Source organism: Mesorhizobium sp. M8A.F.Ca.ET.161.01.1.1 (genome assembly GCF_004792105.1).
In the GTDB taxonomy this organism is placed as follows: Bacteria; Pseudomonadota; Alphaproteobacteria; order Rhizobiales; family Rhizobiaceae; genus Mesorhizobium.
Genome location: NZ_SRTD01000009.1, coordinates 115,360 through 127,733, shown reverse-complemented (window position 1 = coordinate 127,733; position 12,374 = coordinate 115,360). Strand labels below are relative to the sequence as shown.

At 64.3% G+C, this 12,374-nt stretch carries 13 protein-coding genes; 9 read left to right on the top strand and 4 right to left on the bottom strand.

The features are described from left to right. Positions 1–69: 69 nt before the first annotated feature. Genes EN804_RS21735 through EN804_RS21725 form a run of 3 tightly spaced genes read right to left on the bottom strand, consistent with a single transcriptional unit; the run spans position 70 to position 3,126 of the window. Positions 70–933, bottom strand: coding sequence for a carbohydrate ABC transporter permease (locus EN804_RS21735; RefSeq protein ID WP_135916165.1), 864 nt, complete (start codon positions 931–933; stop codon positions 70–72). Then, entirely contained in the window at positions 930–1,820 is an 891-nt protein-coding gene (locus EN804_RS21730; protein WP_135921334.1) for a sugar ABC transporter permease, read from the bottom strand. Before EN804_RS21730 ends, EN804_RS21735 begins: the two co-directional genes overlap by 4 nt. 13 nt (positions 1,821–1,833) lie before the next feature. Then, the gene (locus tag EN804_RS21725; RefSeq protein ID WP_135921332.1) at positions 1,834–3,126 is read right to left on the bottom strand and encodes an extracellular solute-binding protein; all 1,293 of its coding nucleotides are present in this window, start codon (positions 3,124–3,126) and stop codon (positions 1,834–1,836) included. A gap of 325 nt (positions 3,127–3,451) precedes the next feature. Here EN804_RS21725 and EN804_RS21720 point away from each other — a divergent pair, with 325 nt between their 5' ends. The 7 genes from EN804_RS21720 to EN804_RS21690 are packed head-to-tail and all read left to right on the top strand — an operon-like array spanning position 3,452 to position 9,762. After that, a complete protein-coding gene (locus EN804_RS21720; RefSeq protein WP_135921330.1) occupies positions 3,452–4,723 on the top strand; it encodes an extracellular solute-binding protein in 1,272 nt (423 codons plus the stop codon). Between the two features lie 48 nt (positions 4,724–4,771). Next, positions 4,772–5,704 carry a sugar ABC transporter permease gene (locus EN804_RS21715; RefSeq protein ID WP_127277764.1) on the top strand — a complete coding sequence of 311 codons (933 nt, stop codon included), beginning with the start codon at positions 4,772–4,774 and terminating at the stop codon, positions 5,702–5,704. Next, on the top strand, positions 5,701–6,555 hold the full coding sequence (locus tag EN804_RS21710; protein ID WP_135921328.1) for a carbohydrate ABC transporter permease: 855 nt from the start codon (positions 5,701–5,703) through the stop codon (positions 6,553–6,555). The genes EN804_RS21715 and EN804_RS21710 overlap by 4 nt, the downstream gene beginning before the upstream one ends. Next, on the top strand, positions 6,552–7,292 hold the full coding sequence (locus EN804_RS21705) for a PIG-L family deacetylase (protein ID WP_127277766.1): 741 nt from the start codon (positions 6,552–6,554) through the stop codon (positions 7,290–7,292). Before EN804_RS21710 ends, EN804_RS21705 begins: the two co-directional genes overlap by 4 nt. After that, the gene (locus EN804_RS21700) at positions 7,289–8,164 is read left to right on the top strand and encodes an ROK family protein (RefSeq protein WP_127870577.1); all 876 of its coding nucleotides are present in this window, start codon (positions 7,289–7,291) and stop codon (positions 8,162–8,164) included. Before EN804_RS21705 ends, EN804_RS21700 begins: the two co-directional genes overlap by 4 nt. Continuing rightward, positions 8,161–8,931: a GntR family transcriptional regulator gene (locus tag EN804_RS21695; protein WP_135881657.1), complete on the top strand. Its 771-nt coding sequence runs from the start codon at positions 8,161–8,163 to the stop codon at positions 8,929–8,931. Before EN804_RS21700 ends, EN804_RS21695 begins: the two co-directional genes overlap by 4 nt. Before the next feature lie 39 nt (positions 8,932–8,970). Then, positions 8,971–9,762 carry an SIS domain-containing protein gene (locus EN804_RS21690; RefSeq protein ID WP_135921326.1) on the top strand — a complete coding sequence of 264 codons (792 nt, stop codon included), beginning with the start codon at positions 8,971–8,973 and terminating at the stop codon, positions 9,760–9,762. Between the two features lie 42 nt (positions 9,763–9,804). On the opposite strand, the gene EN804_RS21685 is transcribed toward EN804_RS21690, so the two are convergent. Then, positions 9,805–10,476: an FCD domain-containing protein gene (locus EN804_RS21685; RefSeq protein ID WP_127277803.1), complete on the bottom strand. Its 672-nt coding sequence runs from the start codon at positions 10,474–10,476 to the stop codon at positions 9,805–9,807. Positions 10,477–10,698: 222 nt separating this feature from the next. Between EN804_RS21685 and EN804_RS21680 the strand changes: the two genes are divergently transcribed. Further along, entirely contained in the window at positions 10,699–11,577 is an 879-nt protein-coding gene (locus EN804_RS21680) for a fumarylacetoacetate hydrolase family protein (protein ID WP_135921323.1), read from the top strand. Then, positions 11,574–12,353 carry an alpha/beta fold hydrolase gene (locus EN804_RS21675; protein ID WP_127870581.1) on the top strand — a complete coding sequence of 260 codons (780 nt, stop codon included), beginning with the start codon at positions 11,574–11,576 and terminating at the stop codon, positions 12,351–12,353. The genes EN804_RS21680 and EN804_RS21675 overlap by 4 nt, the downstream gene beginning before the upstream one ends. Positions 12,354–12,374 lie beyond the last annotated feature (21 nt).

Below are 12,374 nucleotides of genomic sequence, written 5' to 3'. Positions count from 1 at the left end.
GGGCTCTATCTCTGTTTGAGCATGATCTTATTCGAAAACCGGTATCCACTTTTCGGGATCATGCCTTGGCTACCCCTTGATCGCCGAGCCGACGATGGAATCGACGAAGAAGCGCTGCAGGAAGACGAACAGGATGAGAGGCGGCAGCACGGCCAGCGTCGCGCCGGCCATCACCAGTCCGGTGTTGACCGCGCCCCTGTTGTAGCTCAACAGCCGGCTGAGGCTGATGACGATCGGATAGGCGTCGGCGTTGCCCTGCAGCACCGTCAGCGGCCACAGATAGCTGTTCCAGTGATAGACGAAGGCGAACAGCGCAAGTGCGGCGATCGCGGGCGCCACGCTCGGCGCCACGATCTTGAACAGGATCAAAAGTTCCGAGGCACCGTCCATGCGCGCGGCGTCGATGAGGTCGTCGGGCACCCCGGCGATGAACTGGCGCATCAGGAAAATGCCGAAGGCATTGGCGAGGTTGGGCACGATGATGCCGGCAAGGCTGGCATTGAGGCCGATCGAGCCGACAAGACGATAGAGCGGGATCAGCGTCACGATCGGCGGCAGGAACATGGTGGCGATCAGCACCGAAAACAAAAGCGAGCGGCCGGGGAAGTGGTATTTGGCGAAGGCGTAGCCGGCCATCATGCTGGTGACCAGCACGCCGCCCGTGGTGATCGAGGCGATCACCAGCGAGTTCCACATCGACCGGCCGACATTGACCACACCCGAAACCTTTTCATAGGCCTCGAGGCTCGGCGCATGCGGTATCCAGACCGGTGGCACCTGCATGCTCTCGGCCGGCGTTTTCAGGCTCGACAGCACCATCCACACCAGCGGGAAGGCGGATGCGACGGCGGCCAGCAGCATCAGCGTCGCCAGCAGCGCCTTGCGGCCGGAGGGGCGTCCGCGCGGAAGCCAGCTCGACGATCCCGCGCTCATTCCTGGTTCTTCCGGTTGGCGAGTGCGAAGAGCGCACAGACAACGACGATCAGCGACAGCATCAGCATGACAGCCATGGCCGAGCCCAGTCCGCCCTGCGCGCGTTCGATGCCGACACGGCGGATGTGATAGGTCAAGACATTGGTCGAGCCAACCGGCCCGCCCTGTGTGATCAGCGCCACCGGCTCGAACACTTGCACTGCGTTGATGATGGCGATGACGGCGCTGAACAAAAGCGTGCGCCGCATCAGCGGCAAGGTGATGAAGCGGAACTGCTCGAATCGGTTGGCGCCGTCGAGCTTCGCCGCCTCGTAGAGGCTGCCCGGAATCTGCGTTAGCCCTGCGATTGCCAGCACGGTGAAATAGCCGACCTGCTGCCAGACGTTGAGGAAGACGATCGAGATCAGCGCCGAGCGCGGCGACGACAAGAAGGGCTGCGGTCCGACGCCGATCAGGCCGAGCATCTGGTTGAGCGGCCCCTCGCTCGGCGAATAGAGTTTCGACCAGACCAGCCCCACCGCGATCATCGGCACCATATAGGTGGAGAACAGCACCGTCCTCAGCGCCGTGCCGCCGGCGACATCGTGCTGGTAAACCATCAGGCCGAAAGCCACCGACAGCGGCAGGATCAGGACGACGGACAGTGCGGTATAAATGGCGGTGTTGGTCAGCGCGCCCTTGAAGTCGCGCCCGACCGAGGTCGGCCCGAAGATCTCGCGGAAATTGTCAAGGCCGATGAAGCTGGCGCTGGAAAACGGTGTCTGCGTCGACCAGTCCTGAAAGGACAGCCAGACGGTGAGCAGCATCGGCAGCAGGATGAAGATGCCGATCAGCGTCACGGCGGGCATAAGCATGATGCCCGCCGAGGCACAGTACCTCTGGATCATTACGGTCTGATCATTATTTGGCGGCGCGCTCCAGGATCGAGGTGGCGTCGGCCTGCGCCGTCGCCTGCGCATCCTTGGCCGAGACCTGGCCATACTGCAACGCCTCGATCGTCTGCTGCAGGGATTCCGAGAATTCCTGTCCGCCGGGCACCACCGGGAAGGGCTTTGCGTCGGCGAGCACGCTGACATAGCCGGACAGGAATTCCGAGCCGAGCTTGTCCTTGTGCGCCTCGATGTCGGAGGTGCGCGACGGCAGGATGCCCATCGACATCAGGATGTCGGACATGGCCGACGCGCCGTTCTTGCCGGACTTCGGATTGTTGAGCCAGGCCAGGAAATCCCATGCCGCCTTCTGCTCGGCCTGGCCCGCATTGGCGTTGACCACGGTCATCCAGGAATAGGAGATCGCATGCGGCTTGTCGCCGCTCGGGCCGACGGGGATGGGGGCCGTGGCGATGTCGGTGAACTTGTCGCCCATGCCGGTCTTCAGCGCACTCTCCCACCAGTTGGCCATGATGATCATGCCGGTCTTGCCGGAGACGAAATTGTCGAGGAACGGGCCGGTCGTGTTGGCGTCGGCGGTCGCCATGGCCGGCACGCTGGCGCCGGACTTGATGAGGTCTTCATAAAGCTGGAACGTCTCGCCGGCCTGCTTGCTGTCCAGCGCCGGCTTGCCCTCCCTAACCAACTCGCCGCCATTGGAAACCAGCAGTGACGCGAAGGGATGGACGACGCCCGCGGCCCATGAATTGATCATGCCAAAACCCTGTTGGCCGGCGTCCTTGTTGGTCAGTTTCCGCGCCGCGTCCTTGAACTCGTCCCACGTCTTTGGCGGAGCGGCGATGCCGGCCTGCTTGAACAGCGCCTTGTTGTAGTTGAGCGCGTAGACGTCGATCTCGTTAGGTATGCCGTAGAGCTTGTCGCCGACCGAAGCGGCGCTGACGACGCCCGCCGGCCAGGCGCCCTTGACCTCGCTCGCCACCGCATCGGGGGCAGGAGCGACGAGCTTGTCGCGGGCGAGTTCCGGCAGCCAGAGATCGTAGATGCCACCGATTGTCGGACCGTCCGCACCGCCGCCTTGGGAGCGAAGCGTGGTCAGGAGATCGCCGAAAGGAACGGCGCGCACGGTGACGCTGATGTCGGGATTGGTCTTGGCATAATCCTTGGCCGCCGCTTCCAGCAGCGCCACCGTCTCGGGCGACCAGTGCGTCAGGTAGGAGATGTTGACCGATTGCGCCCAGCCGCTGGCGGGCAGGATGGCAAGACCTGCGGCCAGTGCCAGTTTCGACGTCCAGGCAAACGACATCCCTCATCCTCCACTTGAGCATAGCGATCACGATGACGTTATGACAACATGAAGCGATCGCGCAAGGCCCGTTTGCGAAAAAGCTGCATGCAGAAACTGGCACCATCTTTCCATGGCCACCACAGTGAGATATTTAGTTATTCAAAAACAATAAGTTATTAGAATTTATTGAATCAGATCATTCGACGATGCCGTTCTGAGGGAAAATGACACCTCTTGCTAACAACGCTATGTCGTTATAATGACTTAGGCCGAGCGAATGACTCTCGCGCGGCATCGAAGTGTCGCGGGACGCCAAGGACAGAGAAAAACGGGAGAACTGGCAATGAGCATGCTTTCAATTCACCGGCGCGCCGCGCTAGGGCTGATCGGCGGCCTTGCCGCCGCCTGCGCGGGCATCTTCACGACCCTGCCGGCCAGGGCCGACAGCACGGTGACATTGTGGAGCTGGCGCACCGAGGACGAGGCGGCGATGCGCCGCATCTTCGACGCCTTCGAGGCCAAGAACCCCGGCATCAAGGTCAACATCCAGTTCACCCCGGATGCCGACTACCAGAACCGGCTGAGCACGGCGCTGCGCGGCGGCCGCGGGCCTGATATCGCCCAGCTCAAGGCCTATGGCGAGTTGCAGCCCTTCGTCGATGCCGGCTATCTCGACGTGCTCGACGACAGCGTGCCGGAATTGAAGAACATGCCGGACGCAGCCCTTGGCGGCGCGCGCGGCCGCACCGACGGCAAGGTCTACGGCGTGCCTTATTCGGTGCCGATGATGGGGGTGTTCTACAACCAGGATATCTTTGCCGCGCAAGGCATCGAGATCCCCAAGACCTACAAGGATTTCGTCGCCGCCTGCGAGAGGCTGAAGGCGGCCGGCATCACCCCGATCGCCACCGGCGGCGCCAATGGCTCCGCCTGGGAACTGGAGATCGGCGTCGGCGTCATCGGCCCGACCGTCTACGGCCCCGGCTTCTACGACGAGATGATGACCGGCAAGGCGACCTTCGAGGACCCCCGCTATGTCGCGGCACTGAAGCGCTTCGCCGAGCTGAAGCCCTATTTTCCCGACGGCTTCGCCGGCATCGACTACACCACGGCCACGCAGCAGTTCATCGGCGGCAAGGCGGCGATGTTCCTCGGCGGGTCCTTTGAGAACGGCAGTTTCAAGGCGCAGAATCCGAAGCTGAAATTCTCCATCTTCCCATTCCCGGCCGACGATGCCGGGACCAAGCTCTATACCTCGGCCTTCTCGGACGGCTCCTACGGTCTCGTCTCCGAGAGTCAGAACAAGGAGGCCGCCACCAAGGTGCTTGGCTTCATGGCCTCGGCCGAATTCGCCCAGCTGTTCGCAGACGAGCTCGGCTGGCCTCCGGCCCGCACCGATGTGACGGTGAAGGATCCTGTGCTGGCGCAGATGATGGAAATGTCGAAGAACTCGACACCCTATCTGACGCTGGTCGGCTTTCGCTGGCAGTCGCCGACGGCCTCCTCGGTCTTGCAGTCGGAGATCATCGACATGGTCGAAGGCAACATCGCACCCGAGAAGCTGGCCGCCGATATTCAGGCCGCCGTCGCCACCTGGTTCAAGCCGAAGCAGTGAGGAGCCGGGCCGGTCGCATCGCGGCCGGCCTCTCGCCGGACAGAACGTATGGCCAACCTTCACCGCACAAGCAGCCTGAAACGCACGCAGCAGCGCATGGCCGTGCTTTTCATCCTGCCGGCGCTGGCCGTCTATGCGCTCTTCGTCCTCTATCCCCTGGCGATGTCGCTGTGGGGCAGCTTCTTCATCTGGAAGGGGCTGCGCATGGTCGAGTTTGCCGGTTTGTCGAATTTCTCGCGGCTGTTCGTCTTCCCGAGCGGCGCGCGGCTCTACGGCGCGCTCTGGCACAACACCGCCTGGTTCTTCGGCATCATGGTCTTCCAGAACGGCATCGGTCTTTTGTTCGCCTGGCTGCTGTTCCTGCGCGACAGGGGCGCGGCCTTCTTCCAGTCGGTGTTTTTCTTTCCGGCGGTGCTGAGCCCGGTCATCGTCGGTGCGCTGTGGCGGCTGCTCCTGGCGCCCGGCGGCGTCGTCGAATGGGCGCTGAACGGGCTTGGCCTGCATGAGGGCAGCCTCACCGTGCTCGGCAACAGCCACACGGCCCTCGGAATGCTGATCGCCGTCGACGTCTGGAACTGGATGGGCTTGCCGGTGCTGATCTACACGGCCGGCCTGCGGCAGATTTCCGGCCAGATCTTCGAGGCGGCCAAGCTCGACGGCGCCGGCAATGCACGCATGCTGTTTTCGATCGCGCTGCCGCTTTTGATGCCGGCGCTCGGCACGCTGACGACGCTGTCGTTTATCAACACCTTCAACCAGTTCGACATCGTCTATGTCATGCAGGGCGTGCAGGGCAATCCGAGCTACGCGACCGACACGCTGGTGACCTATTTCTACCGGCTGGCCTTTGGCGCCGAGGGCGCTGTCGGCATCACGGATATCGGGCTGGCGCTGGCCTTGGGCACCGTACTGTTCCTGATCCTCAGCATCGGCACGCTTCTGATGCTGCGCTTCTTCGATCGCCGCACGGTGCAGTTGTGAGCGCGCTGGCGATCCCGCACAGGACCTTCTCGCCGAGACTGGCGCGGCTGCCCGGCTGGACGGTGCTGGTCTGCTGGACGGCCGCGGTTCTGCTGCCGCTCTACATCCTCGTCGTCTCCTGCTTCAAGACGACCGCCGAGATCTATGACAATCGGCTCGGCCTGCCGCAAAGCTGGGCCTTCGACAATTTCGTCCGGGCGTGGACGCGCGCCGATCTCGGCCACAATTTCATCAACAGCCTGATCGTCACCGGCGGCGCGGTCATTCTCACCATCGTCGTCTCGGCGATGGCCGCCTATCCGCTCAGCCGCTACCGGCTCGGCTGGAACGCCATCATGCTCGGCCTGTTCCTGTCGGGCATCATGCTGCCGATCAGGCTGGCCTCGGTCGAACTGTTTACCTTGATGCGCAATCTCGGCCTGCTCGATTCGCTGACCGGGCTGATCCTCGTCTATTCGGCGATCCGCATTCCCTTCGCCGTCTTCATCTTCGCCAACTTCATGCGCGTGTTGCCCTCCGAACTCGACGAGGCGGCGCGCATGGATGGCGCCGGCGAGGCCCGCATCCTGTTCCAGATTATCCTGCCGATGGTGAAGCCGGCGGTGTCGATCGTCGCCATCTTCACGGCGATCGCCGTGTGGAACGACTTCTTCTTCCCGCTGATCTTCATCTTCGACGACCGCTACAAGACCGTGCCGCTGGCGATCAGCGTCTTCGTCGGCCAGTTCCGCACCGACTGGGGCCTGGTCTTCGCCTCGCTGGCGATCTCCATGGCGCCCATCCTGATCATGTATTGTCTGCTCGCCCGCCAGATTCGCGAAGGCGTCGGCGCCGGGGGAGGCATGAAATGATCGAAGACAGGATCTACGCCGCAAGCTCCATCCTGGTCGTCGGCGCGCACGCCTTCGATGCCGAGGTGATCGCTGGGCCGCTGGCCGCCGCCGCCGTTAAACGCGGCGCTTCGGTGACCTTCCTGCACCTGACCATGGGCGAGCAGGGGCATCCCTGCCTCATCCCCGCGCATTATTGCGTGCAGAAGGAAGAGGAAGCGGGCAGGGCCGCCGAGCGGCTTGGTGTCAAGGTGCGCAGCCTCGGCCTGCGCGACGCCTTCCTACCGTCGGACGACGAGACGGCGCTCGAGGTATGCGACATCATTCGCGAACTCAAACCCGAGATCGTCATCACTCATTGGCACGGCAGCTGGCACAAGGACCATCGCGCCGCCGCGCATCTGACGCAAACCGGCATCTTCTACGCCGCCCTGCCGACGGTAGCCAGCGACAACCCGGCGCACACGCCGCAACTGCTCCTGTTCGGCGAGAACTGGGAGGATGATGACGGTTTTCGGCCCGAACATCTCGTCGATGTCAGCGACGGCTTCGAGGCCTGGAGCGAGGCGGTCAAGGAGTACGAGTTGGCGCGGGGCCTGAGCAGCTTTCCCTATGTCGATTACTACAGCGCGCTCTACCGGTTGCGCGGCTGCCTGCGCGGTACGCGTTACGCACAAGCCTTCGCGGCGGCGTCGCATTCGTGGAATGCCGGCAGCGGCCTGTTCGCGCCGCCGTTCGGCAAGGGGCCCGGCCGATGACGCGGGTTCTGGCCATCGATCTCGGCGGCACCAATCTGCGCGCCGCCGTCTTCACCGGCGATGTCGGCGCGCTGGACATGCCGAGCCGCGAGCCGGCTCCGGCAAGCCTTGATGCGTTCGTCGCCCGCACCCAGGCGCTGCGCGCTGGAGCCGGGGCGGTCGAGGCGCTCGGCATCGCGGTGCCCGGGCTCGTCGAAGGTGTCGTCTGCCGCTGGATCCCGAACCTGCCGTTTCTCGACGGCGTCGACGTCCAGGCCCTGTTTCCAGGCCTGCCCGTGGCGCTCGGCAACGACGCGCAGATCGCGCTGCTGGCGGAAGCCGTCGAGGGTGCGGCAAAAGGCATGTCGGATGCGATCCTGCTCGCCATTGGCACCGGCATCGGCTCGGCGGTGCTGGCCAACGGCCGCATCGTTGCCGGCGCGCATGGCGGCGCCTGCTCGTTCGGCTGGGCTTGCGCCGACATCAAGGATCATGGCGAGGAGCGCAGCGGCTGGCTGGAGCGCGTCGCCTCGGGCCGGGCGCTCGATGCGCTTGCCGGCCAGATCGGCCTCACCGATGGCCGCCAACTGATCGCCGCCGCTCAGGCAGGCGAACTCGCAGCGCAGACCTTGCTGGAAGTGCCGGCGCGGCGGCTCGGCACGGCGCTGGCCGGGGCCGTGGCGCTTCTCGATCCGCAGGCGGTTTTGATTTCGGGGGGACTGGCCGAGGCGCTGGAGGTGATGCGGCCGCCGCTGCTTGCCGCGCTGCGGCGTCAGTTGCCGGCGCATCTGCGTGGCATCGATGTCCGGCCCGGCCGGTTCGGTCCGGGTGCCGGTCTTGTCGGCGCGGCGCTGGCTGGTCGCGCCGGGAAAGAGTGGAGACAGGTGCGATGAGCGAAGCGAGCTTTCAGCAGCCGGACCGCAGACGCCCGGAGCCGCTCTGGTATCAGGTCGAGGAGGCTATCCGCGCCATCGTCAAGAGCGGCGAATGGGCGACCGGCGACCAGATCCCGGCGGAAGACCGGCTGTGCGCTCTGTTTGGCGTCAGCCGCATCACCTTGCGCCATGCTCTGCGCAATCTGGAGGAAGGCGGGCTGCTGCGGCGCGAGCATGGCCGCGGCACCTTCGTGCGCTCGACCACGCTGGTGGCCGGCACGCGCGAGCTGACCAGCTTCACCCAGGAAATGGGCAATATGGGCGTGGTCGCCGGCTCGCGCCTGCTCGATTGCAGCCTGACGACGGCCAATGCTGCGGCGGCCGGCGCGCTGGAGATCGAGGAAGGCGATCCGGTGGTGCGCATCCGGCGTCTCAGGTTGGGCAACAACGAGCCGATCGGCATCCAGACGGCGCAGCTTTCGGCGGCGCGCGTGCCGGGGTTCCTCGACGCCGGCCTGCTGCAAGGCTCGCTCTACGAAGCGCTCGAGCGTCACTACGGCATCGTGCCGGTGGCCGCGCGGGAAAACTACCGCGTCGGTGCCGTTGGCGCGGCGGACGCCGACCTGCTCGATCTGCCCGCCGGCAGCCCCGCCTTCATCGTCGAACGCATCACCACCGACGAGCGCGGCCCGTTCGAATTCACCGTCTCCATCATGCGCGGCGACCGCTACGAAATCCGCTCGACGCTGCGCGCCGGGCGCGTCCCGTCGAACCCGCGAAGCTGATCCACCCTCCCAAGCAGACACTTAAACAGGAGTACCCACGTGTCCGATCTCTACATCCACCGTCTCGCCGCTCTCATCGACAAGGCAGCGAAAACCAACGAAGAGGCCTTCGGCCAGGCCGCCACCCGCTTCGCCGATTCGCTTGAAGGCGGCGGTCTGGTCCATCTCTACGGTTCGGGCCATTCGGTGCTGCCGGTGCAGGAAGTGTTCCCGCGCTACGGCAGCTATGTCGGCTTCAATCCGCTGACCGACCCGCGCGTGATGTGGCACAACGTGCTCGGCGCCGGCGGCGTGCGCGAGCTTCTGTGGCTGGAGCGGACCGAGAAATACGCCGAGAAGTTCCTCGATCACCAGCCGCTCAACAAGGGCGATTCCATCATCATCTTCGGCCATAGCGGCCGCAATTCGTCGGGCATCGACACCGCGCTCTACGCGAAAAAACGCGGCATCTTCGTCGTCGCGGTGACCAGCAAGAACAATCTCGACAAGCCTGCCACGCATTCCTCCGGCAAGCGGCTGGCGGATGCGGCCGATCTCGTCATCGACACCTGCTCGCCGATCGAGGACGCCATCGTGCCGGTCGAGGGCTGGAGTCGTCCGGTGTCCGGTTCGTCGACGGTGCTCGCCATGATCCTGGCGCATGAGCTGATTGCCCGCACCGCCGAGCAGCTCGCCAAGCGCGGCATCGAACTGCCGGTCTTTGCCTCGCCGACGATCGCGGGCGTCACGCTGCACGACACCGACGTCATCTACGGTGTCTACCGCGAACGCATGCTGGAAGCGCAGAAGAAGCACCTGCCGACTTTCCAGGCAACGATGCGCGGCGAGTGATACTAGGGGCGGGGGAGGCGCTGCCGCGCCTTCCCGGCGCGATCACCGCCCCAAAAGATTGCGCTCGACGGTTTTCAGATGCGCTAGCATGGCCTGGCTGGCGCTCTCCGGATCGCGGCGCAGCAGCGCGTCGAGAACCGTCTGGTGTTCGCTGCAATAGATGCCGCGGCGCTCCTCGGAAAAGGAGCGCTTCTTCATTTCGAACCACGGTGCCTGATTGCGCAGGATGCGCATCAGATTGTGGATCTCCTTGAGGAATTCGTTGCGCGAGCAGGCGAAGATGCGGTGGTGGAACTCCGCGTCCCAGTGTTCGAAGGTCGGCATGTCCTGCGCTTCGCAGGCGATCTTGTGCGCCTCGCGCACCGCGTTGAGTTCCATGGCGCTGGCATTGGTCGCGGCGAACGATGCCGCCGCCGGTTCCAGCAACTGCCGGATCTCCATCATATCGGCAGGGCTGGTGCCTTCCATCCGGCCGACAACCGCCGCCATCGAGGCCGGATTGGTGGCGGTCAGGAAAGTTCCGCGCCCGACATGGCGCACCACCGTGCCGTCCTCCTCGAGGAAGGAAACGGCGCGCCGCACCGTGTTGCGCGCGACGCCGAACTCACTCGCCAGATCGCGCTCCGGCGGCATGCGGCCATTCTCGATCCACTCGCCCGAGGAGATGCGTTTTTTCAGGACGGTGGCGATATCGTTGGCGACGAGCTTTGGCATGTCTGGCAACTTTTATCTGATCCGATACTGAACCACGCATATCAGCTTCTTGCGCCGCCGTCCATTACGCAGCACCGGAGCGAGTCCGCTGAAACTGGCATATCGCGGCCGGATACTTTTGGTGCGATCAGCCGAGATTCCGCTTGCGGCCTAAACCAATCGGCGATAGCGTGTAGCGAAAGAGCAAAAAATTGGCTCAATATTGGTTCAGGGAGGAACTGGATGCGGGTCGCGACTTTTTCGATATCCGGCGAACGTCGCGTCGGTCTTGTCGACCTCGATGCCCAGACTATCGCGCCTTTCGCTTTTTCGGTCGACCAGGCCAGGTCCGGCATCTTGGCGCTGGTCGAGCGCAACGGCGCCGGCATCCCGCGTACCTTGTCGCCGATCCCGCTTGCGCAGGTCGAGATCGAGGCGCCGATCCCCCAGCCGCGCCGCAACATTTTCTGTGTCGGCAAGAACTATCACGAGCACGCGCATGAGTTCGCCCGCTCGGGCTTTGATTCCAGTGCCGGCGCCGGCGCGATCCCGAAGCACCCGATCATCTTTTCCAAAGTGCCGGAATCGGTGGTCGCCAACCATGCCAGCGTGCTGATCGATCCCTCCGTCTCGACGGCTATCGACTACGAGGCGGAACTCGCCGTCATCATCGGCAAAGGTGGACGCGGCATTTCCAGGGAGAACGCGCTCGATCACGTCTGGGGCTACACCATCGTCAATGACGTCACCGCGCGCGACCTGCAGGGCAAGTACAGCCAGTGGCTGATCGGCAAGTCGCAGGACACGTTCTGCCCGATGGGCCCCTGGGCGGTGACCAGGGACGAACTCGACCTGGCGACCGCCGGAATAAGGTGTTTCGTCAACGAGGATCTGCGCCAGGATTCCAGGATATCGCTGCTGATCTTCGATATTCCCACCATCATCGCCACCCTGTCGCAGGGCATCACGCTGAAGTCCGGCGACATCATCGCCACCGGCACGCCGGTCGGCGTCGGCATCGGCTTCGATCCACCGAAATACCTGAAGGCTGGCGACGTTGTGCGCATCGAAATCGACGGCATCGGCACGCTGGAAAACCGCTTCGCGGAGCATGCTCAATGACGACGGTGACGGTTGGCCAGGTCGTTGCCGAAACTGTCGGCGAGGGGGCTGCCGTGGCGATGATCCACGGCCTTGGCGGCACCTCGAACATGTTCCAGCCGCAGATGGCGGCATTGTCCGCCTATCGCGTCATCCGGCTCGATTTGCCGGGCTCCGGCCGTTCGCCGCGTCCGATCGAGCCGCTGACCATCGAAGGCATGAGCGAGGCGGTGATCCGCGCCTTGGCCGGCATGGGGGTCACGTCAGCCCATTTCGTCGGCCATTCGATGGGCACCATCGTCTGTCAGCAGATCGCGGCGGCGCAGCCTTCGCTGGTTAGGTCGCTCGCCCTGTTTGGGGCCTTGGCCGAGCCGACCGAAGCGACACGGCAAGGGCTCGGCAAGCGGGCGCAACTGGCGCGCTCGGGCGGCATGGCCGACATAGCCGACCAGATCGTCGCCAACGCGATCTCGGCACACAGCAGGGAAACCTCGCCGGCGGCAGTCGCCTTCGTGCGGGAATCGATCACGAGGCAGGATCCCGAATCCTATGCCCGCACCTGCGAGGTGCTGGCCAAGGCGACCGCCGTCGATGTGCGCCGGATCTCGGCGCCGACACTGCTGGTCACCGGCGATGCCGACACGGTCAATCCGCCCGGCGTCGCCCAGGCGCTTGCCGATAGAATCAAGGGCGCCGTATTCTCATCGCTGGATCGGTGCGGACATTGGGCAACGGTCGAGAGCCCGCGCGAAAGCACCCAAAAGCTCGCTGATTTTTTGAGACGGGTTGATAGGTGAGGAATTCCGATCGGGCGTAAA